This is a genomic window from Nocardia arseniciresistens, assembly GCF_046764875.1.
GTDB classification, from domain to species: Bacteria; Actinomycetota; Actinomycetes; order Mycobacteriales; family Mycobacteriaceae; genus Nocardia; species Nocardia arseniciresistens.
The window spans coordinates 456,787-483,198 of the sequence record NZ_JBKORD010000001.1 but is presented as its reverse complement, the minus strand read 5'-3'; the positions used below and the strand labels follow the sequence as shown (position 1 = coordinate 483,198).

Genomic DNA, 26,412 nt, shown 5'->3' with positions numbered 1-26,412 from the left:
CGGAGACCGCAAGGCTCGCCGAGGGATTGGCCGACGCCGTCGAGGTGATGGACCGGCTGTGGAGCTTCGGCGGTTGGGAAGTTGCCCAGACCCACGACTCGTTGCGTCCCTACCTGCTCGAGGAGACCTACGAGCTCCTCGACGCCATCGGGCACAACGATGCAGAAACCATCAAAGAAGAACTCGGCGATCTGCTGCTACAGGTGCTGTTCCACTCCAGGATCGCGCAGGCGGCAGGGGAGTTCACCGTCGACGATGTCGCCGCGGCCCTGGTTGCCAAGCTTGTCAACCGCAGCCCGCACCTCGTCGATTCGCACTTCGACCCCGGTGCGACTCTCGCCGAGAAGATCGCGGCCCAGGAAAAAGCTTGGGAGGAGCGCAAATCCAGCGAAAAGTCCCGGCGCTCCTGTCTGGATGGCATCGCCATGGCCCAGCCCGCACTCGCGCTGGCCGAAAAGATTCGTGACCGCAGCGCTAAGGCCGGCTTCCCGGCCGATCTCGTTCCGGATGCCCTTCGTGTAGTCGAGCTAGGCGGTCCCGACAGCGCCGAAGAACGGCTCCGTAAGGCGACTGTCGCGTTCGCGGCGCAGATCCGCGCCGCGGAGGATGCCGCTGAGGTGAGGCGCGGCGAACGCGCGCCGCTTTCGGCCGCCGACTGGCGGAAGTACTGGCCCGCTGGGGATTAGCTCGCGACACGGTCTTGCTGCCGACTGATCGGGTTGGCGATCAACGAAATAGGTCTTCGACAGCTTTGGATTCGATGGATTCAGGCTTTCCGCGAACAGAATTCGAGTTGCGAGCGCCACGCTGTGCGTTACTGCAAATCCGCAGGTAGTGAGCAATTTTTTGCCGTTTGTGGACGGGATTTGTTGTGTGATAACCCGATTGCTAGGGCTTGTTATTATTTCGTTATCTTAATTCGGTGTGTCGGTACGGGCAATCGGCGATTTGTGCAGCAATATTTCACGTCGGATCCGCTGGACTTTCTATACATGTGTTTCGAAATCCTTTCGAGGCCTTGATGGAGTCCCAATTTCCGCCATCTTGGCCCCGATGTGACCATCGGAGGACCGCATCATGGCTTCTGTCCATCGAAAACGTTGGATCGCGGTAGCCGGCTGGACCGTCACAGCCGCCGCCGCAGGTATCGGCTACCTGGTTTTGACCGCCGCCCCCGCGGCAGCCCAACCGGTTTCCATTCCCGGTGTAGGGCTCATCGAAGTCCCGAACGGCATCTCGATCCCCTCGGAGAACCCCGGAGTCGAACTGCCGGGCCGCACCGAGGTTCCCGAGTTCGAGTTCGCGCCGCTCATCGGAATTCCGGAGGATCAGGCGCAGATTCTGATCCGAATTCCCTGGGGCGAGTCCCCCACTGCCCCTGGCATTCTCGACGTGTCCGGCCCCAACGTGGTTCCGGGAGTCGTACTCCCGCTTCCGTCCGGCCTTCCCGACCCAGTGCAATCACTGCTCGATGCGATACCGGGAGCCGATTTCGTGATCCAGGACGAACCTTCCCGGCAGCAGGCCGCCAGCGCCCTCACCGGCCGCGCCGCCAACCACTGGTGAGCTCGCCGTCGATGTCGCGCGCTCCAAGATCGGCTCGCAGTACGCCAGCGGTGGCGCGGGTCCAGATGCCTTCGACTGCTCGGGTCTGGTGCGGTGGTCCTACGGCCAAGCGGGCAAGGAGGTGCCGCGTACCGGCTACGAACAACTCGGCGCGGGCGTTCCGGTAGCGGTCGATGATTTGCAGCCGGGCGATCTGGTGTCGTTCTACGGTGGCGGTCACTCCGGTCTGTACGCGGGCGACGGCACCGTCATCCACGCCTCGACCTATGGCGGCGGTGTCAAGGTATCGCCCATGTCGTCGATGCCGTTGGCGGGCGCGCGCCGTTTCTGACTGATCTGTCACCGAACTCACACCTCCCCGCAAGCATGTCGTCACCGTACGTCGGGAAACCTGTCATTGTGCCTTCGCTATCCTGGCGTTGGAAGCCAATGGCGGGCAACCCGTCGGGGAGGATGTTCGGTCCGGTGCCCATCAGCAGAGTCGCGGAGCACCCGCGACCGAATCATGTGTTGTTCCACATCAGCGACACCCATCTGATCGCCGGTGACGGCGAACTATACGGTGCGGTCGATGCTGAGCAGCGATTACGTCAGGTTCTCGAGCAGGCCACAGCCAGCAATATCCGGCCGACGGCGATCGTGTTCACCGGTGATCTCGCCGACAAGGGGGAGCCCGCCGCCTACGACAAGCTGCGCGCGCTCGTCGAGCCGTTCGCGCGACGGTTGCGCGCTCCCATTGTCTGGGTGACCGGTAATCACGACGATCGCGCGGTGCTGCGCCGACGGTTGCTCGGTGAGCACGGTTCTACCGCGCCGCTGGACCGGGTGCACATGATCGACGGGCTGCGCATCATTGCCCTCGACACATCGGTGCCCGGCCACCACTACGGCGAGATCACCGATGACCAGCTGGCCTGGCTGCGGTCGGTGCTCGCCGAGCCCGCACCGTTCGGCACCATTCTGGCGATGCATCATCCGCCGGTGCCGTGCGTCATCGATCTCGCGGTCACCGTGGAGCTGCGCGATCAGCGCAGGCTCGCCGATGTGCTCGACGGCAGCGATGTGCGGGCCATTCTGGCAGGGCATCTGCATTTTTCGACGAGCGCGACCTTCGCGGGCATTCCGGTGTCGGTGGCGTCGGCGACCTGCTACAGCCAGGATCTCGGTGTCGCCGAGGGTGGGCTGCGTGGCATGGACGGTGCGCAGGCTTTCAACTACGTGCACATCTACCCCGACACGGTGGTCCACTCGGTGGTCCCGATCGATCGAGGACCCACCGTCGGGTCCCCGTCGACCCCCGAGGAAACAGCACGCACGCTGGCCGAGGAGGGCATTGTCATCCCGCCCGCCGCCCGCATACCGCGAGTTATGCGGCGCCAGGCGCAGACTCCGAAATCTGATGACGAGGCAGTGCACTGACGCGTTCCCACGGTGCTCGGTCGGGGAAATAGCCGGACAGGAATTCCGAGACCGCGCGCACGCGTTCGGCCTCGGTGATTTCGGGAAAACTTCCGTCGTTGAGGCAGAAGAAATCGACGTCTCGATGCACGGCGAGCCCGTTGAGCAACGCGAGCCCGATCTGGCTCGTGGTGTCGACATAACGCATCCGCGCGGACTCCTGCGGCACCGCGCGCCCGGAGAACAATGCGTAAAAGTGATACAGCGAGTTGGTCACCGAAATATCGGTAGCCGACCTGAACCGGCTACTCCGCGTTCTCGCGAAATCTCCCGAGAATTCGTCTTCCATTTCGAGTAATACGCTGCGGCGCAACGGTACCGGCGTGTGCTCGAGGTGCCTGGTGATGACGTGGCCGAACCGTGCGGCGAGCAATTCGCGGTTTACTCGCGCCGCATTCTCGAAACCGCTGCGGCGCTCGTTGTTTCGGCCGAGGCCGATCCTGGTGTCCGCCTCGATGAACCGGCTGATCCCGGCCGGGCTGAAGAACATCGACGGGCGCACAGGGCGGGCGAAGAACATATCGTCGTTGGAGTACAGGAAGTGCTCGCTGAGTCCGTCGATGTGCTGCAATTGGCATTCCACCGCATGCGAATTGAAGGTCGGCAGCCCGCTGGTGTCGCTGAAGTGGTCGACCGCTCGCACCACCGTCACCTTCGGGTGGGTGCCGAGCCAAGCCGGCACCGCGGAATCGGTGGCGATGAAGATGCGGCGGATCCACGGCGCGTTCTTATCTACCGACCGCAGTGCGTATTTCAGTTCGTCGATCTGCCGGATACGCGCATCGGCGTCGTCGCCTTCACCGACGACGACCTGTGCCAGCATGCCCGCGCGGCGGGCACGGAACTCCGGGTCGGAGCCGTCCACCCAGGAGAAGACGATGTCGATATCGAAGGCGACATCGGTCGGCTGAGGTGCGAACATGTCCACCAGGGTCGGCCAGCTGCGGTCGAACAGCCGCACCGTGGTCTGCTCGACGTCGGCGAGGTCGAAAATCGGGCGCGTCAAGGTATTCGGTCGCGGGCACTCGACGGTGTCGCCGTGGTATTGCCACAGTTCGAGGTCGACATGGTGCGCAGGGTCCGCGTCGCGACCGAGTCGTAATACATTGTGCTGCAATTCTTTGCATGCGAATCCCGCGGTGATCGCGGTCGCGATCACGCGCTGCAACATCGCTCGGTGCGCCGCGTCGGCGGCGAGGACCAGGCGATGCCCGCAATCGCGCACGAGCAGGAACGGCACCTCCGCGGCCGCGAGTTCTGCGCGCAGATATCCCAGGTCGTCGATCAATGCCGTCGATACGACCAGATTTCCGGCTGTCGGCCGGATCACCATCTCCACAGCCCTTGGATCCACTGCCCCTATATCCACCATTTTCCGTCTCCATATCTGTCCGCATGTCGATAGGTCCGCAGACGCCGTGCGCTGGGACTTCGGGGATGCCGCATCGGGGGCGGGTGCACTACCCGAGCGGTCGTCCGGCCGACGTGGGTACGTCGACAGGACACCGCGCCCGACGCGGCCGCAGTCAGAAGTTGGGGACGGTGCCGTAGCGCAGGAGGAACGTATTCACGGCCCAATATCCAGACGACCGGTAAACCATTCGTTCTCACCTCGCTTACGGCGGGACGCCATCGCGTCGTTGGGAAGTGCTGTGGCGTGCGCACGGTGTGTCGACCGAGCGTGAAACGGGGAACAGCACGCTTGGCCGGACAATCATCGGCCGGCGAAAATTAGGGAGATGCCCTAGATGAACAGGGCGTTGCTAGAAAATGATGCCTCCATGGCGACGTGCCGTCAATCCGGACACACTGCCCTGTCGATGCCATTATGCCGCCTCGGGTAAGTGGGTGGTCGTTGTTAGGTTGGGCTAACCTCGCTTGGCGGCGGGCCGGGCCGTCGCACTCCTCGACTCGACCAAGGCTGTCCTGACCTCGGCCCGATAGTCGGCTGCGAGCAGTTCGGACAAAGGCGGCAGCGCCAGCGGACAAGTGGCACAGCACCTTAGACTGCTATCAGCGCGGCACAGCCCGTCGCGCGCGACGATCCATGAGGTGGCACGAAGATGGCAGCCGGAGCGAGCCCTGCGCAACGTCAACACCACTCGACCGATGATCACCCCGCACTGAATGTGCTACCCGTATGGCCCGAGGAAACGATTGCGGTTCTGGTCACAACGGATCCGGCGCCGCACGCGATTCCGGTGTCCTGGCCCGTGCGCGCCGGTGACCGCCGCATCCTGCTCAGCCTCAAATCCGATCGGGGTTCGCTGGCCAGGCTGCGGGAACGGCCCGATGTCGCGTTGCTGATTCTCGGTGGCGGCAATGTCGCGCTGTGTGCGCGGGGCAAGGCATGGGTGCTGCCGGAGGACCTGCCCGGCGCGCCCGATTATGTGGCGGTCGGCATCGATGTCGAGGTGATCGACGATCATCGGCAGTCGGCGTTCGAGGTTGCCGACGGCATCCAGCGCAGGGTGCTCGACTCGAGTGAGTTGAGCGCGCTGAAGGGCCGGGTAACGACTTTGCGCGCCTGGGCCGAAAAGGACAACTGAACGGGCGCAGTACGTCCGGTATCGAGCGATAATCGTCGAGAAAGGCGGCGCGAACGCGCCGAGCGGAAGGGGATCATGAGCGTCACATTGGCCAAAGGCGGAAATGTTTCGCTGTCGAAGCAGGCACCCGATCTCACCAAGGTGACGGTGGGACTCGGCTGGGACGTCCGCACTACCACCGGGGCCGATTACGACCTCGATGCGAGCGCGCTCGCCACCGGACCGAGCCTGAAGGTGCTCTCGGATCAGCATTTCATTTTCTACAACAACCTGCGTTCGCCCGAGGGCACCATCGAACACACCGGTGACAACCTCACCGGTGAGGGCGAGGGTGACGACGAGACCATCAATGTCGACCTGGCCGCGACGCCGCCGACGATCACCAACATCTTCTTCCCCGTGTCGATCCACGACGCCGACGCGCGCGGCCAATCATTCGGGCAGATCCGCAATGCGTTCATCCGGGTCAGCGACCAGAACACCGGCGTGGAACTGGCCCGATACGACCTCACCGAGGACGCCTCGACCGAGACCGCGATGGTGTTCGGCGAGTTGTACCGGCACGGCAACGAGTGGAAGTTCCGTGCCATCGGCCAGGGCTACGCCTCCGGGCTCGCCGGAATCGCACGCGACTACGGAGTTCACCTCTGACCTGGCCGGGCTGGGTCTGACCTGGCCGGGCTGGGTCTGACCTGGCCGGGCTGGGTCTGATTCGGCCGGGGGCGGGTCTGATCAGCCTGCGCTGGGCAGACTCTCGGGGATCAGATGTGGATGGGCGCGTTCCTTGGTGTCGAGCAGCGTGAAGTAGCGGCGCAGCATGAGGGCGGCGGTGGTGGCCAGGCCTGCGGTGAGGCCCCACCACACGCCCTCGGCGCCGAGACCGAGGGGGAAGGCGAGCAGCAGGGCGGTGGGCAGGCCCACCAGCCAGTAGCCGACCAGCGAGAGGCGGAAGCCCGCGTTGGTTTCCTTCAGACCACGTAGCAGCCCGGCGCCGATATTCTGCGCGGCGTCGAAGAACTGGAGCACGATGCCGATCAGCAGCAGCGTGCGGGCCAGTTCGATGGTCGCGGTGTCGCCCGGCTCGAGGAACGGGCGCAGCACTATGCCCGGCGCCACGATGTAGACCGATCCGGTCACCACGGCGACAACGGCGACATGCCGTAGCGCCAGCCAGGCCAGCGCGCGGGCGTGCCCGTATTCGTCGCGGGCGACCGCATGGCTGACCAGGATCGACGCACCGTGCGATAGGCCGATCGCGACTTGGAACACGATGTAGATGATCTGATACACGACATTGTGCGCGGCGAGTGCCGCAGGCCCGATGCTGCCCATGACCAGCGCGAGCACCGAGAACATGCCCGCTTCCGAGCCGTAGGTCAGCGAGATCGGCATACCGAGTTTCAGCTCGGAGGAGATCATCGCGCGGTGCACCGGCCACGGCCGGATCGCCAAGGTGGCGCCGAGTTCCGCGTCGTGGTGCACCATCGTCCAGAAGACGCCGAAGGTGATCAGGAAGACCAGCGAGGTGGCAATGCCGATGCCGGTGAGGCCGAGCGCGGGCAGCCCGGCCCAGCCGTGGATGAAGGTCAGTGCCAGCACCAGGTTCAGTCCGACGGAGCCGATCGTCACCAGCAGCAGCGCCTGCGGGCGCTGCATGCCGACGGTGTATTGGCGCAGCACCTGGAACCACAGACATGGCAGCAGGCCCGGCGCCAGCGCGACCATCAGTGGCCGCGCATCGGCGAGCACTCCGGCATCCTGGCCGAGCCAGCGCAACGCCCAACCGAGCCCGATCAGCACCGCGCCGCCGAGAATGCCCGCGACCGTCGCGATCAGGAAGCTCGACCGCACCACGGCACGGATCTCTCGGTCCGCGGATTCGCCGCGCTTGCCCGCCGCGCTCACCGCGGTGGCAATCTGATTACCGGTCGCGGTGATCAGCCCGACGCACATGGTGCGAATCTGGTTGAACAGCACGATCGCAAGGCCGCCTGCGGCGACCTCACGCATACCTAGCGTCCCCATCAGCACGATGTTGGTGGTGGACACCGCGATCTGCGCCAGCTGGGTCATCGCGATCGGCGTCGCCAGCGCCGTCAGCCGCCGGCTGTCGGCCCGGTAGTTCGACAGGTTCACCGCAATGCCCTCACGGGCCGGGTGCGGCGCAGGGAATCAGCGTTCACCGCGCCTCCACGAGCTGCTCGCGTCGGGCGGCGGGGCGATAGCGGTCGAGCATCGCGAGGACCTCACGTTCGGCGGCGGCGTCGAGCAGGCCACGTTCGTTCATCCAGTCATCGTCGAAGACGGTGTCCAAATACTTTTCGCCGCCGTCGCAGACGATCGTTACCACGGTCGAGCCGGGCGGAAATTCCTCGAGTCCGGCCAGTGCCGCGTGCACAGAGCCGCCCGCGGAGCCGCCGATCATGAGGCCGAGCTCGGCCGCGATCGCGCGGGCGGTGGCGAAGGCCGCGACATCGGAGACCTTCACGCCCTCATCGAGCAGCGAGTAGTCGACGGCGGTGCCGATGGTCGCGCCCGGCGGGGTGCCGGTGCCCGACTGCCAGTACGGCCCGCCGGGTCCGCCGAAGGCGATGGAGCCCACCGGCTCGACACCGATCACCCGTGGCGTGCAGCCGAGCTGACGCAGCCGGGTCGCGGTGCCGAACAGCGAACCGCCGGTGCCCACCGCGGACAGCAGGATATCGACCCGGTCCACGTCCTCGAGCAGTTCCTCCGCGACCGCGTAATAGCCGACCGCGTTGGCGTCGTTGTTGTGCTGTTCGGTGAAATACGCGTCCGCCAGCCCAGCGGCCATCGACTCGGCGAGGTCCTCCCGCGCCGAGGTGGCCAGGTTGTCGTCCCCGTCATCGGCGACGAATATCAATTCCGCTCCCATCGCCCGCATGGCGCGCAGTTTGTCCTTACATGCGTGATGATCGACCACGGCACTGAAGCGGTACCCACGTTCGGCGGCAACTACCGCAAGGCCGAGCCCGGTGTTCCCGGACGTGGACTCGATGATATGCCCGCCATCTCTCAGCAACCCCTTTTGTTCGGCATCGAGCACCATCGCGCGCGCCATCCGGATCTTCGCGGCGCCCGTCGGGTTGAACTGCTCTAGCTTGAGTAGCAGCCGGGTTCCGGTCGCGGTGGTCGCCAGTTCGAACAGGGGCGTGCGACCGATCAGATCCGTCACGCGCGTGACGAGCGGCATGGATTTCTCCTTGTTCGGGGCCAGGGGTGAAAGGGGTCGTTATCCGGCGTCGAGCATCCAGCGCCACCGTTCGCCGGGTGCTTCGTGCAGCACCGCTTTCGGCGGTATCGGTAGATCATGAAAAGCCGACTCGTTCGAATCCATTTGGTAGCCGGCGGTATTCGGGTAGATCAACAGATCGCCGACCGCCGCCGGTCTCGGCAGTGGAATGCGCCGCCAGCTGAGCATGTCGGATTCCAGGCAGGTCGCGGCGCCGACGCAGGTCGGTGCCGGTGTGCCACCGGGGCGCGGCGGCCACAGGACCGGGTCGGGAAGATATTCGCTGTCGAACCACTGCTCGGACAGGCTCAGACTGCTGCCGTCGACGGTGACCAGGTGGTAGGGCTGTCCGTCCGCGTGCCGGGTCTTGCTGCCCCGCACTCGGAAGACGGTGCAGCCCGCGTGATCGAGCAATGCGCGCCCTGGTTCGACGGCGAGGCGGATGTCGTTGTCGCGCAGCCGCTCTGCCAGTCCACGATGTCGAAGAATGTCGGTCAGCATGGCCGGGCCAGGGGCGGGGAAGTGATAGGGGTAGTACGAGTCGAACGACTTACCCGCATGGAACCATCGGGAGTCGAGCTGGTCGGTGAACTCCGCCCAGGTCGTCGCGCTGACGTAGTCGACGCCGAACCCGCCGCCGATGGAGATGGTCGTCGCGGGATGTCCGAGCGTTCGAGCGTCCCGGCATCGGTCGACCAGTTGGTCGGCCTGTTCGGCGCGTGCGACGGCGTCGTAGCCCGACAGGTGGAAACTGAATCCTTCCAACCTGATCGACTCGTGGCCGACAGTGCCGGAGGAGCCGATTATCGACAGTGCCGCGTCGAGTTCGGCGGCGGTCATCCCGAACCTGCTCGTCGACGCGTCGGGCAACACGCGAAGTAGCACCCGTGCGTGGGCAGCGGGGGTCGCGATCGTGGCAAGCCGGTCGAGTTCGTCGAGACTGTCCACGGCGATCAGCGCGCCGTGCCGGATCGCGAGCCATAGCAGGTCATCGGATTTGGCGGGGCCGGTCACCATCAGCTCGCCGCCTCGAACACCCTGCGCCAGAGCGGAAGTCAGCTCGCCGACGCTGGAAATATCCACGCCCGCACCCTGCTGCGCGCAGGTCCGTGCGACGCATGCGGCTTTGTTCGCCTTTTTCCCGTAGTAGATGACCCCGTCCACACCGGCCCGCTCGAATGCGGCACGGAATCCGTCGATGTTGCGTGCGACCCGCTCCGGATACATGAGGTGGAACGGCCCGCCGATCGCGAAGGCGATGTCGCCGAGCAGATTCGGATCATCGAGCACCCGGCGCTCCCACTCGTCGGTGAGTGCGGGCATCGGTGCCGCGTGCATCCTCGGCGGCTCCCGGTTCGCCGCCGGCTCGGTGCCCGAGCCGGCGGCGCCGTGGACTAGTCCCACAGCGCTACCTCCGTGCCGCGTCCCTCGGCGATGGCGCGTTCGGCCAGTGCGTGGGCGACCGCGATGTCGGTGAGGACCAGGCCGCTGTTGTAGACGAAGATGCGTTCGTCGTCGGAACGCCTGGCGACGGCGCGGCGACCGAGGATCTGCGGCAGCTCCGCGTCGACCTGGCGCAGTCTTCCGTCAGGATCGGCCATGTCGGTGCCGGTGAGTGCCATTTGCTGGGCGCTGGTCGCGATTACGCGGTCGGCCTCGATGAGTGTCGACGGCGCGAGACCGTAGCCGACGAGCACTGCAACCGCTCCCGGCGCGAGATCCTCGTACTCGATGGCGACCTCGGTACCGGGGCCCGCCGTCGCGAGCACGACGTCGGCGGTGCCCGCGGCCGCGCGCGGGTCCTCCACTGTTTCCAGCAGTGCGTGCGGATGGTGTTCGGCGAGTTGGCGGCGAACCGCCGCCAACCCTTCCGGGTGTGTTCCGTACAGCATCAGCTTGCGTAGCTGCGGATTTGCTGCGAGTAAGTGCGGCAGCGCATTTCGGCCCTGCGTGCCGGTGCCGATCAGCAGCACGCTCTCGGCGCCGCGGCGTACCGTTTCACGGACAAGCAATGCCGATACCGCAGGGGTGCGCAGCGCTCCGACGCGTGCGCAGTCCATCATGGCGATCGGCGCACCGGTGGTGTCGTCGTAGAGCGTGATCGTCGTGTAGTAGCGCTTGGTGCTTCGATCATGGCCAGGATCGAATTTGTAGGAGGTCTTCATGGCCACCACCCGCCGCCTGCCGTCGCGGCCGAGCATGGCGTAGGCCACCGACCAGCCGTCGGGATTCGCGACGCTGAGCTTGCGCGGGTTGTCCGAATCTCCCGCGGCGAAGGCCAGATACGCCTCTTCGACGGCGCGCACGACGTCGCCTGGCGTGATGGGAACATCGGCGAGATCGCTGCGACTCAGCACACGCAATGGTGTGCTCCGGTCACGGGCGTTCAATAGGTCCTCGATCATCAGCTGTATCCCGCTCTGCTCCGGCCGTGGCAGGGCCCCGGCCCGCACCCGCTCGATTCGGAACTGCTCCACCGGTCGCGAGCGGGGCGGCGCGATCCGAGCGGAACGGGGCGACGATCTGTTGCCCATAGCCATTCTCGTCGGCCTCGGCGGCGCGGCGGCGGCGTTCGGGCAGGCGGACGTTCACCCGCTTGAGCCATCGATCGGTGCCGTCGTAACGCGCGGTGAACGGTACCCGACCGTGCACGGCGACGTCATTGTCGACCAGCAGCATCTGACCGGGCGTGAGTGCGGCAGTGACGCAGACGCGTTCCAGCTCCGCGGTGAGTCGGGCGTAGGCACTGCGGAATTCGGCGTCGGCGTCGTCGAGCGGGGTGTATGCGGGGTCGTATCGAATGGTCAGATCCTCAGTGCCACCGGAGGATTCGGTGTGCCACAAGGTCGGCAGCGGAGTCGCCGTATGGCGCTCGTGGCCGCGACCGTAGGAGACGTCGGGCAGGATCGGCAGTGTCGGGCTGCTCAGCAGCTTGCGTTGTGCGGCAGTGAGTTCGGTGTGGCGCACCGAGGAGACGGTGGTGCCGACCCGATCCGGGTTGCGCAGGCACGCGAGCACAAGCAGGTTGGCTCGGTGGGGGTGGAAGGCGTCTTCGGTATGCGGACTGAGCAAGGTCGCGCTGCTCGCGCCGGATTGCTCGGTCTCGTGACCGGGGGAGGGCAAGATGTTGTTGACCAGGCGACCGCCCTGCTGGCCATGCCAGCCGAATGGTTCGCCCGCGCTCCTCGCCAGCAGCAGCATGACGATGTCGAGATGGAAAGAGCTTGCGCGGCGGGCCGGTTCGCCGCTCCATGCTGCTGCGTCGTGCCAGGTCGGCGGGGTGGGGCCGAACTCTTCGTCGGTCAGCGGAAGCCTGCTGACGATGGTGGCGCCCGCTGTGGTCGCGGGCGGGCGCATCGCGATTCGGACGTCGTCGGGCAGCTCGCCCGCACGGCCGTCGATCTGCTCGAGAATCTCGGGGGCGGTCAGCGTGCGTGCCATCTGTGCCGTACCACCGGTGTGGCTGTCGAGTGCGCTACATATCTCTCGTGCCAGCTCGCGGACCGCTCGTCCGGCGGCGGTCGGTAGCTCGCGTTGTTCGATGTCCTGCGGGTGAAACGTCTTACGTTCGGCGAGAACGCTTTTCACCGGGTTCCCTTCTTCGCATCGGGTCGAAAAGCAGGTGGGGCGATTCGATCTGCGAAGCTATCGCTTCTCGCAGTCTTAAGCAAGGCTTACCTAAGCGAGTCGGCTGAAATTGCGAGAAGGGATCGCCGAGATTATGTATTGGTCCGCGGACAGTCGAAGCCGATACGTGGCGCCTGTTGCTGGCTGGTGGCTGGTTGGAGCGTCTATGGCGGCTGATGGATCCGTCGGCCGATACCGGCGAGCCGAGGATGTCATTAGGCTAGCCTGTCCTAGCCCGGATTGCTATGGTTCGCGATCGCATGCGGGCGCCATGAGGGAGGCAGCACAATGGGATGGAACCGACGGCAACTACTGCGGTCAGGTCTTGGAGTCGGAGCGGTGCTGCTGGTCGCCGCATGTTCGGAAACGGGGAGCTCCAACGGATCCGCGCGTCAGGGCGGCACATTGCGGGTCGGCGCGCTCGGCACCGCGGCGCGGATCGAACGCGATCCGCACGCGAATCTCAGCAATGACAGCGACTTTCTGATCACGTCGTTGGTGTACGACGCGCTGACAGTTCCGGCCGCGGACCCGAATGTTGCTGGGCGTCTTGCCAGTCGGTGGGAATCCGATGCCGAGCGCCGCCGCTGGACCTTCACGATCGCCGACGGTGCGACCTTCCACGACGGCACGCCGGTGACCTCAGCGGATGTGGTGTGGTCGTTGCGCAGGCTGCGCACGGTGGGGGGTGCGTCGAAAATGCCCGCCGCAGCGGAGGACATCACCGCCGACGGCCCGAACCGGGTGGTGATCGCGCTGCCCGCGCCGAATACCCAACTGCCGCTGCTCGTTCGGCTGATGACCTTCACGGTCAAAAAGGACACCACCGACTTCACCGATGCCATCGGCACCGGCCCGTTCCGGCTGGAGTCGTATCAGGGCGGCAACGCCAGGCTGGTGCGCAACGAGCGCTGGCACGGCACCCCGCCATTGCTCGACGCCATCGAGATCACCATGTTCGACAGCGTCACCGCGCTCGGAAACGCGGTGCTCGGCGGGCAGATCGACCTGGCGTCCAACGTGGGCGCCATCGCGGGACGTACCGCTGAGGGGCGCGGTGATCTGCAAGTTGTCCGGCGGCCCGACGACACCATGGTCGGTGTCGCGATGCGGACCTCGGACGGGCCGTTCGCCGATGCAAGGGTGCGGGAGGCGATTCGGCTCGGTGTCGACCGGAAAGCCCTGGTGAATCAGGTGCATTCGGGTTACGGCACCGTGGCGGACGACGTCCTCGGCACTGCGGATCCGGCCTATGACCGCGGCCTCCCGCAGCGCGCCCGTGACACTGATCGTGCGAAAACGCTATTGCGCGAGGCCGCTTTCGATACCGGAAAGAGCTACCCGTTCCTCACCAAGGCGGAAGCGCCCGGTGAGGTCGAGTCGGCCAAGGTGATCGCGACCCAACTCGCCGACATCGGGGTGCGCTTGGAGGTCCTCACCCAGGAATCGAACACCTTCTACGACCAGACCTGGCTGAAGGCCCCGCTCTATACGGTCTCCTGGGGCACCAACGATTCCACCCTCTTCCTCGCCGAGAAGGTGATGACGAGCGCCTCCAACCGCAACGAAACCGGCTTCAAGGACGCCGAGTTCGACGCGGCCACCGCGAAAGCGCTTGCCGCGACCAATGATTCGGAGTACGCCCAGGCCTGCCGCACCGTGCAGCGCATCCAGTACGACCGAGGTGGCTACCTGGTGTGGGGTATGGCCGACGGCATCGACATCGCCTCGGCGCTGGTGCACGACCTTCCGGTGCTCGGCGGTTTCGCCAGGGTGCAGTTGGAACGAGCCTGGCTGGCGTGATTGCTCTCGCGCGCTTGCTCATTCGCCGGATCGCCCTGCTGATCGCGCTGCTGGCAACGGTTTTCGTGGCCATCGACCTGCTGCCCGGTAACACCGCGCGTGCGGTGCTCGGCCGCGAAGCCACGCCGGACCGGATCGCGGCAAAGGAACGCGAACTCGGACTCGACCGGCCGCTGCCGATCCGCTTCACCGAGTGGATCTCCGGAGTGGCGACCGGTGATTTCGGTCGCACCGCACGCGGTCGGTCGATCAATGAGCTCCTTGTCGACAAGTTTCCGCCGACGCTGCTGCTCGGCGGACTCGCGCTCGCACTGACCGTCGCGGTGTCGTTGCTGCTCGGAACCTGGTGGGCCGCTCAGCCGACCGGCACGCTGCGGCGCGTGCTGCAACCGGCGAGCACGGTCGCCGCCGCGGTACCGGAATTCGTGGTGGCCACCCTGCTGATCATGGTCTTCTCGCTGGCGCTCGGCTGGCTGCCCGCGGTTACCATGACCGGCCGCTCCGGGCTGCCGTCGAGCCCCGCCATGCTGATTTTGCCGGTGCTGGCCCTCGCGATACCGCAGACCGGATGGAACACCCGTGTGGTGCGGGCCGCTCTACTCGATGCGACCAGCGCGCCACACGTGGAAAGCGCGGTGCTGGACGGACTGTCGACCAGAATCGTGCTGCTACGACACGTGCTTCCGTTCGCGCTACCCACCATCGTGGCCAGCTTCGCGACGACCGTCGGCGTCTTACTCGGCGGATCCCTTGTCGTGGAGACCATCTTCAACTACCCGGGCCTCGGCGCACTGCTCGCCGGGTCGGTCGCCGACCGGGACACTTCCCTCGTCGCAGCCGTCGTCGCGCTGTCCGGTGTCGCCATCATGGCGATGCTCGCTGTTGCCGACAGTATCCGCGCATGGTCGTTGCGGGGGCGCGGATGAGGCGACTGCGAGCGCGGCTGTGATGAGGACACGGATGAAATATCTGGTAGGCAAACGGGTGCGGCTGCTGACCGTGATGCCTGCCGTGGTGGTCATGTCGGTCGCGGTGGTCGGGCCGATGTTGGCGCCGCACCCGGCGGAAGCGGCAGTCGGTATCCCCTTCGGGCGCCCGAACGGCGACGCCTGGCTCGGTACGGATCGGCTCGGGCGTGATGTGCTGAGTCAGTTGCTCTACGGCGGTTGGGGGTTGCTGCTACTCGCGGCGGTGATCGCGGTGGTGGTGACAGCGCTGTCGTGCGTGCTCGGCGCTGTCGCGGCCTTGCGCCCGAAGGTCGGCGTGGTGATCGAGCGGGCAAGCGATTTCGCGATGCTGGTGCCCGCGGTGCTCGGCATTCTGCTGGTGCTCACCGCGTGGCCGGATGCGGGGACCTATGGGCTGATCGTGGTCGCGCTGTTGTTCGGTGTGCCGTACTGCGCGCGGGTTTTCGCGGCCGCGGCCGCCGGTGTGGCCGCGAGCGGATATGTCGAGAGCGCACAGGCCAGCGGGGAATCGTTGCCGTACCTGGTGTTCGGTGAGGTGATCCCGAATCTGCGTGAAGTGCTCGCCGCGCAACTCGGCCTGCGTTTCGTCGAGGGAATCTATCTGGTGAGCACGGCCTCGTTCCTGCAACTACCCACCACCCTCGGTGCGAGCAACTGGGCGGTCATGGTGCGCGAGAACGCCTCCGGGATGCTGCTCGATCCATGGGCGGTGCTCGCGCCGAGCCTGGCCATCGGCGTGGTCGCGGTGAGCGTGAATTTGGCGGTGTCGGCATTCGGACGAGGGGAGCAGGCGTGAACGCACCGGTCGCCGTCGATACCTTGACCATCCACGGCTCGAACGGCCAGGAGCTGTTCGGCCCCACCACCTTCGGCATTCCCGCGGGCACTGTCACCGCGCTCACCGGCCCCTCCGGCTCGGGCAAGACGACACTGATGCGCGCCCTACTCGGACACCTCCCCACCGGTGCAAGGCGATCGGCAGGTGTCGCGCGGATCGCCGGACACGACCCCTTCGCACTGACCCCTCTTGCGCTGCAACGCTTCCGGCGAGATCACATCGCCTACGTCGGCCAGGACCCCGGCTCGGCCCTCAATCCGCTGATGCGGGTGCGAACCCTGCTCGGCGAGCTCAACCGAGACCATTCCCGAGACTCGATCCTGGAAATCCTGGAGTTGGTCGGCCTGTCGGCCGAACACCTCCGCCGCCACCCAGGCGAACTCTCCGGTGGCCAGCAACGCCGAGTCGCCTTGGCCCGCGCGCTGATCCGCCGCACCGACGTACTCGTCCTCGACGAACCCCTCGCTGGCCTGCACGGCTCCCTGCGCACCGAAATCGCCCGCGTCCTGGTCGACATCGCCACCCACCACTCGACAGCCATCCTGCTTTCCGGCCACGACACCGCCGCCGTGCACGCCATTGCCGACGATGTCGTCGAACTCGCTGTCACGCAGAACAATTCGCTCCGCCGTTCCGTCCCGCTCGTCGGTGCCCACCGCAACGGAGCGCTGGTCGCCGCAGCTGAACGCACGGCGTCATCGTGGAAGCTCGGCCCGGACTGCACCGCGCAGAGCGTGGAGTCAGCTGAACCCACCACGCCACCGCGCCCGCGGTTCACGATGGAGGGTCCGTCCGACGAGGGGGTGGTACTGCGCGTCCGGAATCTAGGTGCTTCGGTCGCCGGTCACCCAGTATTGACCGACATCGACCTCACACTGTCCCGAGGCTCGGCACTCGCCATTGTCGGAGCATCCGGAGCAGGCAAAACCACCCTGGCCCGAGTGATCGCAGGCTTGCACCGCGAGGCAACCGGATCGCTCGAACTGCGCGGCCGGCCGATTCCCGTCGGGCCGCGACGTCGAATCCGCAACGGCAGCAACGGTATCCAGTTGGTGACCCAAAATCCGAGATCGGCGCTCAACCCGCGCCGAACCGTCGCCCAAACCCTCGGACGCCCGCTGCGCCGCATCGGGGGCATACCGAAGAAGCAACTGGCGCAACGGGTCGCAGAGTTGCTGAACTCGGTCGAACTGGCCACCGAACTCGCGAGTCGCTATCCCCACCAACTCTCCGGCGGCCAGCGCCAACGCGTCGCACTGGCCCGCGCCCTTGCCGCCGAACCCGCGATCCTGGTCTGCGACGAAATCACCGCCGCCCTCGACCACACCACCGCGTCCCTGATCATGACCCTCCTCGATCGAATCCGCGCCACCCACAACACCGCCCTACTCGTCATCACCCACGACATGCCCGTTGCCGCCACCCACTGCCCGCAAGTGCTCGTCCTCGACCAAGGCCGCATCGTCGAATCCGGTGACACAGCCACCATCCTCGAGTCGCCGACCCACAACGCCACCCGAGAACTGCTCGGCTGACGTAGCCATCCGAATCCGAATGCCGGGCGGATCTGGATGATGGAGAGATGCTCCTGAAGATGACCGGCGTTCTGGCCGCTGCGATGGTGGCCGTCGTGCTTGCCGGTTGCGGCGGCGAACGCAACTTGCCGCCGATTCCCGAGGGCATTCCGCCGGGGCCCGGCACCGCGTTACCAGTGATCGACCTGGACGCGCCGGGACGCACCGCCGTGCAGTTGCGCGCATGGGCCGACGAGCAGGCCGACCGGCTCGCGATACCGTCGATCGCGCTGGAGGCGTACGGATATGCGGCGGCGGTGCTGACGCAGTCGCGGCCGGACTGCGGGATCGCGTGGACCACCCTCGCGGGCATCGCGAGCGTGGAGAGCAAACACGGCACCCATCGGGGCGCGGAAGTCGGCGCGGACGGCGCCGTGCGTCCGTCGATCATCGGCATCCCGCTCGACGGTGCACCGGGCGTCGCGCTCGTGCGTGACACCGACGGCGGCACGCTCGACGGCGATCCGGTCTACGACCGCGCGCTCGGACCACTGCAATTCATTCCCGAAACCTGGAAGCGCTGGGGCGTCGACGCCAACGGCGACGGCGTGATCGACCCGCAGAACATCGACGACGCGGCCCTCACCGCCGCCCGCTATCTCTGCGCCAGCGGCGGCGACCTGACCTCCGAGCATGGTTGGCAAACCGCACTGCTCACCTATAACCAGTCCAACACCTACCTACTCACCGTCCGTGACCGAGCCGCCGCCTACAGCGTCGGCCGCCGCGTTTGACCCCCATCTGTCGCAGATGAGCTGCAGAGGATGGGGGCGCGCCGACCGGGGCGATGTGGCAGACCAGGTGCGGGGCGTTAGGCTCGCAGGCGCACGGTTCTCCCGTGTTACCCACCGTGCCAGCAGCCGAAGGAGTATCGTTTCGTGGCCATCATCGAACAGGTCGGAGCGCGCGAGATCTTGGATTCTCGCGGCAACCCCACTGTCGAGGTCGAGATCGCCCTCGACGACGGCACCTTGACCCGGGCAGCAGTGCCCTCCGGCGCCTCTACCGGCGAACACGAAGCCGTTGAGCTGCGTGACGGCGGCGAACGCTACGGCGGCAAGGGCGTACAAAAGGCCGTCGAGGGTGTGCTCGACGAGATCGCGCCCGCCGTCATCGGTCTGGACGCCGTCGAGCAGCGCACCGTCGATCAGGTGCTGCTCGATCTCGATGGCACCCCCGACAAGTCGCGCCTCGGCGCCAACGCGCTGCTCGGCGTCTCGCTCGCCGTGGCCCGCGCCGCCGCCGAGTCCTCGGGGCTCGAGCTGTTCCGCTACCTCGGTGGCCCGAACGCGCACGTGCTCCCGGTACCGATGATGAACATCCTCAACGGTGGCGCGCATGCCGACAGCGGCGTGGACGTGCAGGAATTCATGGTCGCCCCGATCGGTGCAGCTACCTTCAAGGAGTCGCTGCGCTGGGGCACCGAGGTGTACCACGCGCTGAAGTCGGTGCTGAAGTCGAAGGGCCTGTCGACAGGTCTCGGTGACGAGGGCGGCTTCGCGCCGTCGGTGGCGGGCACCAAGGAGGCGCTCGACCTGATCAGCGTCGCCATCGCGAAGACCGGTCTCGAGCTCGGCACCGATGTCGCGCTCGCGCTCGACGTCGCGGCCACCGAGTTCTACACCTCGGGCAGCGGCTACAAGTTCGAAGGCAGTGTGCGCACCGCCGCCGAAATGACCCAGTTCTATGCCGAACTGCTCGCCGCCTATCCGCTGGTCTCCATCGAGGACCCGCTGTCGGAGGACGACTGGGATGGCTGGGTCGCGCTCACCGACGAGATCGGCGACAAGATCCAGATCGTCGGCGACGACCTGTTCGTCACCAACCCGGAGCGCCTGGAAGAGGGCATCGCCAAGGGCGCGGCCAACGCGCTGCTGGTGAAGGTCAACCAGATCGGCACGCTCACCGAGACTTTGGACGCGGTGGAGCTCGCGCACCGCAACGGCTACAAGACCATGATGAGCCACCGGTCCGGCGAGACCGAGGACACCACCATCGCCGACCTCGCGGTCGCGGTCGGTAGTGGCCAGATCAAGACCGGCGCACCGGCGCGTAGCGAGCGGGTCGCCAAGTACAACCAACTGCTGCGCATCGAGGACGCGCTCGGTGACTCGGCTCGTTATGCGGGTGACGTCGCGTTCCCTCGGTTCGCGTTCGAGGGCTAGTCACCGCGGTGCGAGCGACGGGCCCGGAGGCGGTAGCCTGCGTAACCACCAAGGGCCCCGGGAGCGCCGCAAATCAGGCACAGGGAGCGGTATGACGGAGCGACGTGCGCGCGGAACCAGTCCGGCCGGACGCGGGAACCGCCGCACGTCGCGTGCCGCAGGGCCGCGCCCCTCCGAGGCGGCTGCCAGGCCCGCCGCCGCACGCACCACGCGTAAGCGGGCCGATTCGGATAGCAACAACGCAGCGCCGAAGAAGATCAAATCTCGGGCCGGTGACCACGAGCGCACCATCCTCGGCCTGCCCACCGGCAAGGCGGTAATCCTCGCCATCGTGGTGTGCGCGCTCGCGCTCACCCTGGCCGTGCCGTTGCGCACCTACTTCACCCAGCGGACCGAGGCGGCGCAGCTCGCGCAGCAGCGCACCGAGCTGGAATCGGAAGTGACCAGGTTGCGTGATCGCCGTGCGCAGCAACAGGACCCGGCCTACGTCAAGTCGGAGGCCAGGGACCGGCTGCGGCTGGTGATGCCCGGCGAGACGCCCTACATCGTGCAGGTGCCGGGCATCGAAGCGCCCGCCCAGCCTGCCGCGCCACCGAAGTCGAAGGCGCCCGACCCCTGGTACACCGAACTGTGGCGCAGCATCTCCCAACCACAGGCTCCCGCGGCCGATCCGGTGGCGCAGACACCGCCAGGCCCGCTGCCGACGCCGCCCCGACCAGAATCGGAAGAACCAAGGTGACCGCACCGAACGAGCGCGATCTCGAGATCATCGCCAAGCAACTGGGCCGCGAACCGCGCGGCGTGCTCGCGGTCGCCTACCGCACCCCGGATGGGCTGCCCGCGGTGGTGAAGACATCGCCGCGGCTGCCGGACGGCACGCCCTTCCCGACGCTGTATTACCTGACCGATCCGAGGCTGACCGCGGAGGCGAGCAGGCAGGAATCGGCGGGTGTGATGCGGGAGATGACCGACCGTCTCGCCACCGACCCGGAATTGGCCGCCGCCTACCGCGCCGCGCACGAGAGCTATCTGGCCGAGCGCAACGAAATCGACTCACTCGGTACCGACTTCACCGGTGGCGGCATGCCGGAGCGGGTCAAGTGCCTGCATGTGCTGATCGCGCACGCGCTCGCGAAGGGGCCGGGCGTCAATCCGTTCGGTGACGAGGCGGTGGCGCTCGCGGCGGATAGCGGGCTGCGCGGCACCGCGATTCCGGCCGACTGGCCGAAATACGAGCGGGCCGAAGGAGCACAGCAATGAGTGACCGGGTAGCGGCCGTCGACTGCGGCACCAATTCGATCCGACTACTGATCGCCGACGTGCTCGGCGACGGCCGCCTCGCTGACGTGCACCGCGAGATGCGCATCGTCCGCCTCGGCCAGGGCGTCGACGCGACCGGCTCGCTGGCCCCCGAGGCCATCGAACGCACCAGGATCGCGCTTGCCGACTACGCGGCGTTGATGCGCGAAGCCGGTGTCGGTCGAGTACGGATGGTCGCCACCTCCGCGACCCGTGATGCCTCCAACCGGGAGGACTTCTTCGCCATGGCCCGTGCCGAACTCGGCACCGTGGTGCCGGGCGCGGAAGCCGAGGTGATCACCGGTGACGAGGAGGCACGACTGTCCTTCACCGGCGCGGTCGGCGAATTGTCCAGTGAGCAGGGGCCATTCGTGGTCGTCGACCTCGGCGGCGGCTCGACCGAACTGGTACTCGGCGACGGTGGCGGCGTGCGGGCCGCGTTCTCGGCCGACATCGGCTGCGTCCGAATCACCGAGCGCTGTCTGCCTGGCAACCCGCCGACCGCCGAACAGGTCGGCGCGGCAAGGGAATTCGCCGCGCAGCGACTATCCGAGGCCTTCGCGAAGGTGCCGGTCGACAGCGCGCATACGTGGGTCGGTGTCGCGGGCACCATGACTACGATCGCGGCCGTCGCTCTCGATTTGCCCGAATACGACTCGGAGCGTGTGCATCTGACCCGCCTGACCCTGGATCAGATCCGCGCGGTCTGCGACAACTTGATCTCGATGAATCACGATCAGCGCGCCGCCCTCGGCCCCATGCATCCCGGCCGTGTCGATGTCATCGGCGGCGGTGCGGTGATCATGGAGGTGCTCGCCGACGAATTGTCCCGGCGCGCGGGTATTTCCGAACTCATCGTCAGTGAGCACGACATCCTCGACGGCATCGCGCTGTCGATCGCCTGAGGTTACTTCGTACCGCGAGCTCTGCCGATGATCAGATCGGACAGGCGCGCGAGCGACTCCTGGTTGCGCGGTTTGAGCAGCAGCCCCTGTACGGCGTTCGGCACCAGCTGACCGGGGCCGCTCATGGCGTGCTCGGTCATCCTGATGCGCGTCATACCCGGCGCTGTCCGGTCCAGATCCAAGCGGATGCGGGCCGAGCCGACCGGCCACAGCCGGGCCTCCAGCTCCAGCATCCGCGGCGCGTCCACCGCCCGCACCTCCGTGACATCCTGCACGGTCACCGGCCAGAGCCCGAGGCTGTAATGAATCCGCGTGCCGACCTCGGGCCACCCCGCATCGACCTCACGAATATGCGAGGCCCCCACCACCCAACTTGCATACAGCCAGCCGTCGGCGAGCACCTCGAATGCCCGCTCCGGCCCGACAGGAACGGTGACTTCGGCTTCGATCATCGGTATTCCCGCCTTCTTCGGACCGTTGACGCGCTGCCATGGGACGGCGACGCTGCCGATGTTTCATGCGATCAGGTCTGCGTCACAGCGCTGCCCAGCCTAATGACTACGTCCGAACAAAGGCCGTCGACAGTCCAGCGCAGATGGCTCGGTCGCGTGGTAATGACAAGTTTGCCCGAATCGTCTGTTCGGTGACCATCGGAACATCTGACCTGATCACTGAAACTTTCTCACGGATGCCAGATATTTCCTCCTGGCATGGGATCGTCGGTGCATGTCCGACGCAGCAATAACCGAGCAACCTGTCGAAGACCGGACCCTGTTCGGTCATCCCATCGGGTTGACCAACCTTTTCGGAGTCGAACTCTGGGAACGGTTCTCGTTCTACGGGATGCTCACCATCCTCGGGTACTACCTGTACTACTCGACGACCGACGGCGGTCTCGGTCTGTCGCAGAGCACCGGCGTCGGAATCGTCGGGGCGTACGGCGGGCTGGTGTATCTGTCCACGGTGCTCGGCGGCTGGATCGCCGACCGTCTGCTCGGCATGGAACGCACCGTGTTCTATGGCGGTGTCGTGGTGATGGCCGGGCATATCGCGCTCGCGCTGCTGCCGGGACTGACCGGGGTCGGGGTCGGCCTCGTGCTTGTCGCGCTCGGCAGCGGCGCGTTGAAGGCCAACGCCTCCTCACTGCTCGGCACCCTCTACAAGCCGGGTGATCCGCGTTTCGACGGCGGCTTCACGCTGTTCTATCTGGGTATCAACCTCGGTGCGTTCACCGGTCCGCTGCTCACCGGTCTGCTGCAACGGCACTGGGGATTCCACTACGGATTCGCCGCGGCCGCGGTCGGCATGGCGGTGGGGCTGACGCAGTACGTGGTGTTCCGACGCAATCTCGGTACCGCGGGCAGGCATGTGCCCAACCCGTTGCCGCGCAGCGCTTTCGGCCCCGTCTCAGCGCTGGTCGTCGGTGCGGCGATCGTCGTCGCGCTCGCGCTCGGGACCGGGCTGGTGAATCTGGACAATCTCTCCGAGGTCACCACCGGCGTCATCGTCGTCGCCTCGATCGCCTATTTCGCCGTCATGCTCACCAGCGCCAAGGTGACGCCGATCGAGCGCAGCCGGGTTCGCGCGTTCATCCCGCTGTTCATCGCGAACGCCGTGTTCTGGTCGCTGTTCCAGCAGATCTTCACCGTGCTCGCGGTGTACTCGGACGAGCGGATGAACTGGAGCATCTTCGGCTGGACCGCGCCGTCGAGCTGGATCGGCTCGGTGGAGCCGGTCTGGATCATCGTGCTTTCACCGCTTTTCGCGCTGATGTGGACCAGGCTCGGCAATCGTGCGCCGAGTACTCCGCACAAGTTCGCCATGGGTGTCATCGGCATGGGTTCGGCCTTCTGGCTGTTCGTGTTGTTCTCGGGCACCGAAGACAGGTCTGTTCCCGCACTGGCGGTGCTCGGCATCATGGCCGCGTTCGCGGTTTCGGAGTTGCTGCTTTCGCCGATCGGTCTCTCGGTTACCACGCAATTGGCTCCCGATGCCTTCCGTGCCCAGATGATGGCGCTGTACTTCTTCTCCGTCGGTATCGGCACCTCGATGTCGGGTACCCTCGCCCGTTTCTACGACGCCGACCACGAATTCGCCTACTTCGGCATTACCGGTGCGGTCGCCATTGTCGCCGGACTGATCGTGCTCGCCTTGTCACCGTTGGTGAGCCGACACATGCGAGGCGTTCACTAACATTTGCGGGGTCTCGAGTACCCCTTGAGATCTACGAAAAAGGAGACCAGTGTGGCGACTTCGCGACCCGATCGTCGAAACGCTCTGTTCCGCACCAAATCCGTGGAGCAATCCATCCGAGATACCGACGAGCCGGACTCCAAACTACGCAAGGAGCTGACCGCCTGGGACCTCACGATATTCGGCGTCGCCGTCGTCATCGGTGCGGGCATTTTCACCCTCACCGCACGAACCGCGGGAAACGTTGCAGGGCCGTCGGTTTCGCTCGCTTTCGTTTTCGCCGCGATCGCCTGTGGACTCACCGCACTCTGCTACGCCGAGTTCGCTTCGACCGTGCCCGTCGCTGGCAGCGCATACACTTTCTCTTACGCCACTTTTGGTGAGCTGATCGCCTGGATCATCGGCTGGGACCTGATTTTGGAGTTCGCCCTCGCGACTTCCGTTGTCGCCAAGGGGTGGTCGCAGTACCTGGGCGAGGTGATGGGCTCTCGACAGCCGATCGTGCATTTCGGATCGATCGCCTTCGACTGGGGCGCAGTACTTCTCATCGCGATTCTCGCGGTGTTGCTCGCGATCGGGACGAAGATCTCGTCGCGTGTTTCCGCGGTGGCGGTGGCCATAAAACTGTGCGTGGTCGCGCTGGTGCTGGTCGTCGGTGCCACCTACTTCGACTCCTCGAATCTGACGCCCTATATTCCGCCGTCGCAGCCGGGAGCGGAGGGGCAGGGGCTGCACCAGTCACTGTTCTCGTTCCTGACCGGTGCGGGCGACAGCAGCTTCGGCTGGTACGGCTTGCTCGCCGCGGCCAGCCTGGTGTTCTTCGCATTCATCGGCTTCGATGTTGTCGCGACCACCGCCGAGGAAACGAAGGACCCGCAAAAGGCTTTGCCTCGAGGGATTCTCGCCTCTCTGCTGATCGTCACGGTGCTCTACGTCGCGGTATCCCTCGTCCTGACCGGGATGGTCCCCTATACCGATCTGGCCGGTGACAACGCCACGCTCGCAACCGCTTTCGCGATCCATGGTGCGACATGGGTGAAGAACATCATTTCCATCGGCGCACTCGCGGGCCTGACCACCGTCGTCATGGTGATGTTCCTCGGTCAGACCCGTGTGCTGTTCGCCATGTCCCGCGACGGCCTGCTGCCGCGCCGACTGGCCCATACCGGCAAACACGGCACCCCCGTGCGCCTGACCGTCATCGTCGGCGTCATCTGCGCGCTCCTCGCGGGCTTCATCGACTTCGGCACCCTCGAAGAGATGGTCAATATCGGCACCCTCTTCGCCTTCGTGCTCGTCTCGATCGGCGTCGTCATCCTGCGCCGCACCCGCCCCGACCTCCCGCGCGGTTTCCGCGTTCCCCTCGTCCCCTTGATCCCCATCCTCGGCGTCCTGGCCTGTGCCTGGCTGATGCTCAACCTGTCGGTCGAAACCTGGCTCCGCTTCCTGGTCTGGATGGCCCTCGGCCTCGTCATCTACGCCGCCTACGGCCGCCGCCACTCCGTCTTGCGCGCCACCCCCGAAGACCCCCCTCTCCCCACCCAACCAGTCGCTACCCCCGACTAACCCCGCGAGCCCGCCGACGAGTGGCACACGGTGATGGCGACACGCCGTGAACCACGCCATCATGTGCCACTCGTCGCGTTGCCATGCCCAACCGGCCTAGCGTGGCAGCCGGACGAAGTCCGTCTCCGGGCCGCGCATGGCCGGAGCGGAGGCGGAGGTACGCCTAGCGTGGCAGCCGCGGGCGGAGCGGTCCGTCGACAGTATTTCGGTACGGCAGTACGAGTCGGTACGCTGACCGAGCGCCCCTATAGCCCAACTGGCAGAGGCAGCAGACTTAAAATCTGCACAGTGTCGGTTCGAATCCGACTGGGGGCACTGCGAAACCGCAGGTAGATAGTGATCGTTGCGATAAAGCCCCGGCTCTTGACGTCTCTACCCCGGTGCGGCGCGCAGAGAATCGCGCCGAGCAGGTAAAGCGTCGGCCTGGCCGAGGAGGCCGCAGAGGCAGCCGACGGTATCGAGAGGCCGTCGAGGCAATATGACTGGTGTTGCCACGGTTCGAGGGCGTTCTCGGGTCATCTGCGGATCGTCTCCGATGAGATCGACTCGCAGACCCCGTCGGCACGATCGTGCGCTGCGGGCCGATCTCGGTGCGTCCGCGGCAATCGCGAAATAGCGTGCTGGACGGCATCTTTGCGGCGATAGTCC

General features: G+C 66.1%; 24 protein-coding genes and 1 tRNA gene. 18 read left to right on the top strand and 7 right to left on the bottom strand.

Annotated features, from left to right (window positions below):
• Positions 1-47 precede the first annotated feature (47 nt).
• From ACLMAJ_RS02210 to ACLMAJ_RS02195, 4 genes are all read left to right on the top strand, one after another.
• Positions 48-686 carry a nucleoside triphosphate pyrophosphohydrolase gene (locus ACLMAJ_RS02210; RefSeq protein WP_412012018.1) on the top strand — a complete coding sequence of 213 codons (639 nt, stop codon included), beginning with the start codon at positions 48-50 and terminating at the stop codon, positions 684-686.
• A gap of 391 nt (positions 687-1,077) precedes the next feature.
• The gene (locus ACLMAJ_RS02205; RefSeq protein ID WP_412011735.1) at positions 1,078-1,566 is read left to right on the top strand and encodes a hypothetical protein; all 489 of its coding nucleotides are present in this window, start codon (positions 1,078-1,080) and stop codon (positions 1,564-1,566) included.
• An 88-nt stretch (positions 1,567-1,654) separates the two neighbouring features.
• Positions 1,655-1,897: a C40 family peptidase gene (locus ACLMAJ_RS38060; protein WP_479725020.1), complete on the top strand. Its 243-nt coding sequence runs from the start codon at positions 1,655-1,657 to the stop codon at positions 1,895-1,897.
• Between the two features lie 122 nt (positions 1,898-2,019).
• Entirely contained in the window at positions 2,020-2,985 is a 966-nt protein-coding gene (locus tag ACLMAJ_RS02195) for a phosphodiesterase (protein WP_412012017.1), read from the top strand.
• Here ACLMAJ_RS02195 and ACLMAJ_RS02190 read toward each other — a convergent pair.
• Complete coding sequence (locus tag ACLMAJ_RS02190; RefSeq protein WP_412012016.1) at positions 2,933-4,357, bottom strand: stealth family protein; 1,425 nt, start codon at positions 4,355-4,357, stop codon at positions 2,933-2,935. The genes ACLMAJ_RS02195 and ACLMAJ_RS02190 overlap by 53 nt on opposite strands.
• 730 nt (positions 4,358-5,087) lie before the next feature.
• On the opposite strand from ACLMAJ_RS02190, the gene ACLMAJ_RS02185 reads away from it, so the two are divergent.
• Positions 5,088-5,573, top strand: coding sequence for a 4'-phosphopantetheinyl transferase family protein (locus ACLMAJ_RS02185; RefSeq protein ID WP_412011734.1), 486 nt, complete (start codon positions 5,088-5,090; stop codon positions 5,571-5,573).
• Positions 5,574-5,648: 75 nt separating this feature from the next.
• Entirely contained in the window at positions 5,649-6,224 is a 576-nt protein-coding gene (locus ACLMAJ_RS02180) for a TerD family protein (RefSeq protein WP_412011733.1), read from the top strand.
• Between the two features lie 81 nt (positions 6,225-6,305).
• Here ACLMAJ_RS02180 and ACLMAJ_RS02175 read toward each other — a convergent pair whose 3' ends face one another.
• The 5 genes from ACLMAJ_RS02175 to ACLMAJ_RS02155 are packed head-to-tail and all read right to left on the bottom strand — an operon-like array spanning position 6,306 to position 12,414.
• Complete coding sequence (locus ACLMAJ_RS02175; RefSeq protein WP_412011732.1) at positions 6,306-7,709, bottom strand: MATE family efflux transporter; 1,404 nt, start codon at positions 7,707-7,709, stop codon at positions 6,306-6,308.
• A 43-nt stretch (positions 7,710-7,752) separates the two neighbouring features.
• On the bottom strand, positions 7,753-8,787 hold the full coding sequence (locus tag ACLMAJ_RS02170) for a PLP-dependent cysteine synthase family protein (protein WP_412011731.1): 1,035 nt from the start codon (positions 8,785-8,787) through the stop codon (positions 7,753-7,755).
• A gap of 39 nt (positions 8,788-8,826) precedes the next feature.
• Positions 8,827-10,230 carry a Y4yA family PLP-dependent enzyme gene (locus tag ACLMAJ_RS02165; RefSeq protein ID WP_412011730.1) on the bottom strand — a complete coding sequence of 468 codons (1,404 nt, stop codon included), beginning with the start codon at positions 10,228-10,230 and terminating at the stop codon, positions 8,827-8,829.
• A complete protein-coding gene (locus ACLMAJ_RS02160; RefSeq protein ID WP_412011729.1) occupies positions 10,221-11,231 on the bottom strand; it encodes an ornithine cyclodeaminase family protein in 1,011 nt (336 codons plus the stop codon). The genes ACLMAJ_RS02165 and ACLMAJ_RS02160 overlap by 10 nt, the downstream gene beginning before the upstream one ends.
• Positions 11,203-12,414, bottom strand: coding sequence for a TauD/TfdA family dioxygenase (locus tag ACLMAJ_RS02155; RefSeq protein WP_412011728.1), 1,212 nt, complete (start codon positions 12,412-12,414; stop codon positions 11,203-11,205). The genes ACLMAJ_RS02160 and ACLMAJ_RS02155 overlap by 29 nt, the downstream gene beginning before the upstream one ends.
• A 327-nt stretch (positions 12,415-12,741) precedes the next feature.
• On the opposite strand from ACLMAJ_RS02155, the gene ACLMAJ_RS02150 reads away from it, so the two are divergent.
• The 9 genes from ACLMAJ_RS02150 to ACLMAJ_RS02110 all read left to right on the top strand — a co-directional run bounded on the left by ACLMAJ_RS02150 (position 12,742) and on the right by ACLMAJ_RS02110 (position 22,005).
• On the top strand, positions 12,742-14,256 hold the full coding sequence (locus ACLMAJ_RS02150) for an ABC transporter substrate-binding protein (RefSeq protein WP_412011727.1): 1,515 nt from the start codon (positions 12,742-12,744) through the stop codon (positions 14,254-14,256).
• Positions 14,253-15,182: an ABC transporter permease gene (locus tag ACLMAJ_RS02145; RefSeq protein ID WP_412011726.1), complete on the top strand. Its 930-nt coding sequence runs from the start codon at positions 14,253-14,255 to the stop codon at positions 15,180-15,182. Before ACLMAJ_RS02150 ends, ACLMAJ_RS02145 begins: the two co-directional genes overlap by 4 nt.
• Positions 15,183-15,216: 34 nt before the next feature.
• Complete coding sequence (locus ACLMAJ_RS02140) at positions 15,217-16,020, top strand: ABC transporter permease subunit (protein ID WP_412011725.1); 804 nt, start codon at positions 15,217-15,219, stop codon at positions 16,018-16,020.
• Positions 16,017-17,597 (top strand): ABC transporter ATP-binding protein, encoded by a 1,581-nt coding sequence (locus tag ACLMAJ_RS02135; RefSeq protein WP_412011724.1) that lies wholly within the window; start codon positions 16,017-16,019, stop codon positions 17,595-17,597. Before ACLMAJ_RS02140 ends, ACLMAJ_RS02135 begins: the two co-directional genes overlap by 4 nt.
• Positions 17,598-17,656: 59 nt before the next feature.
• Positions 17,657-18,370: a lytic transglycosylase domain-containing protein gene (locus tag ACLMAJ_RS02130; protein ID WP_412011723.1), complete on the top strand. Its 714-nt coding sequence runs from the start codon at positions 17,657-17,659 to the stop codon at positions 18,368-18,370.
• 144 nt (positions 18,371-18,514) lie between these two features.
• Complete coding sequence (eno, locus tag ACLMAJ_RS02125; protein ID WP_412011722.1) at positions 18,515-19,801, top strand: phosphopyruvate hydratase; 1,287 nt, start codon at positions 18,515-18,517, stop codon at positions 19,799-19,801.
• Positions 19,802-19,892: 91 nt separating this feature from the next.
• The gene (locus tag ACLMAJ_RS02120) at positions 19,893-20,540 is read left to right on the top strand and encodes an FtsB family cell division protein (RefSeq protein WP_412011721.1); all 648 of its coding nucleotides are present in this window, start codon (positions 19,893-19,895) and stop codon (positions 20,538-20,540) included.
• On the top strand, positions 20,537-21,061 hold the full coding sequence (locus tag ACLMAJ_RS02115) for a DUF501 domain-containing protein (RefSeq protein WP_412011720.1): 525 nt from the start codon (positions 20,537-20,539) through the stop codon (positions 21,059-21,061). The genes ACLMAJ_RS02120 and ACLMAJ_RS02115 overlap by 4 nt, the downstream gene beginning before the upstream one ends.
• Positions 21,058-22,005, top strand: a complete 948-nt coding sequence (locus ACLMAJ_RS02110) for a Ppx/GppA phosphatase family protein (protein ID WP_412011719.1) — start codon at positions 21,058-21,060, stop codon at positions 22,003-22,005. Before ACLMAJ_RS02115 ends, ACLMAJ_RS02110 begins: the two co-directional genes overlap by 4 nt.
• Before the next feature lie 2 nt (positions 22,006-22,007).
• On the opposite strand, the gene ACLMAJ_RS02105 is transcribed toward ACLMAJ_RS02110, so the two are convergent.
• A complete protein-coding gene (locus tag ACLMAJ_RS02105) occupies positions 22,008-22,457 on the bottom strand; it encodes an SRPBCC family protein (RefSeq protein ID WP_412011718.1) in 450 nt (149 codons plus the stop codon).
• A 274-nt stretch (positions 22,458-22,731) separates the two neighbouring features.
• On the opposite strand from ACLMAJ_RS02105, the gene ACLMAJ_RS02100 reads away from it, so the two are divergent.
• The 3 genes from ACLMAJ_RS02100 (at position 22,732) to ACLMAJ_RS02090 (ending at position 26,079) form a co-directional block, all read left to right on the top strand.
• Positions 22,732-24,198 carry a peptide MFS transporter gene (locus ACLMAJ_RS02100; RefSeq protein WP_412011717.1) on the top strand — a complete coding sequence of 489 codons (1,467 nt, stop codon included), beginning with the start codon at positions 22,732-22,734 and terminating at the stop codon, positions 24,196-24,198.
• 51 nt (positions 24,199-24,249) lie between these two features.
• Entirely contained in the window at positions 24,250-25,764 is a 1,515-nt protein-coding gene (locus ACLMAJ_RS02095) for an amino acid permease (RefSeq protein WP_412011716.1), read from the top strand.
• A 241-nt stretch (positions 25,765-26,005) separates the two neighbouring features.
• Positions 26,006-26,079, top strand: a tRNA-Leu gene (locus tag ACLMAJ_RS02090).
• Positions 26,080-26,412: the final 333 nt, after the last annotated feature.

Coding starts and splice junctions, on each gene's coding strand:
- ACLMAJ_RS02180 (WP_412011733.1), top strand. CDS start 5,649: ATGAGCGTCACATTGGCCAAAGGCGGAAATGTTTCGCTGTCGAAGCAG.
- ACLMAJ_RS02110 (WP_412011719.1), top strand. CDS start 21,058: ATGAGTGACCGGGTAGCGGCCGTCGACTGCGGCACCAATTCGATCCGA.
- ACLMAJ_RS02205 (WP_412011735.1), top strand. CDS start 1,078: ATGGCTTCTGTCCATCGAAAACGTTGGATCGCGGTAGCCGGCTGGACC.
- ACLMAJ_RS02100 (WP_412011717.1), top strand. CDS start 22,732: ATGTCCGACGCAGCAATAACCGAGCAACCTGTCGAAGACCGGACCCTG.
- ACLMAJ_RS02185 (WP_412011734.1), top strand. CDS start 5,088: ATGGCAGCCGGAGCGAGCCCTGCGCAACGTCAACACCACTCGACCGAT.
- ACLMAJ_RS02120 (WP_412011721.1), top strand. CDS start 19,893: ATGACGGAGCGACGTGCGCGCGGAACCAGTCCGGCCGGACGCGGGAAC.
- ACLMAJ_RS02190 (WP_412012016.1), bottom strand. CDS start 4,357: ATGGTGATCCGGCCGACAGCCGGAAATCTGGTCGTATCGACGGCATTG.
- ACLMAJ_RS02160 (WP_412011729.1), bottom strand. CDS start 11,231: ATGATCGAGGACCTATTGAACGCCCGTGACCGGAGCACACCATTGCGT.
- ACLMAJ_RS02140 (WP_412011725.1), top strand. CDS start 15,217: ATGAAATATCTGGTAGGCAAACGGGTGCGGCTGCTGACCGTGATGCCT.
- ACLMAJ_RS02210 (WP_412012018.1), top strand. CDS start 48: ATGGACCGGCTGTGGAGCTTCGGCGGTTGGGAAGTTGCCCAGACCCAC.
- ACLMAJ_RS02130 (WP_412011723.1), top strand. CDS start 17,657: ATGACCGGCGTTCTGGCCGCTGCGATGGTGGCCGTCGTGCTTGCCGGT.
- ACLMAJ_RS02195 (WP_412012017.1), top strand. CDS start 2,020: ATGTTCGGTCCGGTGCCCATCAGCAGAGTCGCGGAGCACCCGCGACCG.
- ACLMAJ_RS02105 (WP_412011718.1), bottom strand. CDS start 22,457: ATGATCGAAGCCGAAGTCACCGTTCCTGTCGGGCCGGAGCGGGCATTC.
- ACLMAJ_RS02150 (WP_412011727.1), top strand. CDS start 12,742: ATGGGATGGAACCGACGGCAACTACTGCGGTCAGGTCTTGGAGTCGGA.
- ACLMAJ_RS02170 (WP_412011731.1), bottom strand. CDS start 8,787: ATGCCGCTCGTCACGCGCGTGACGGATCTGATCGGTCGCACGCCCCTG.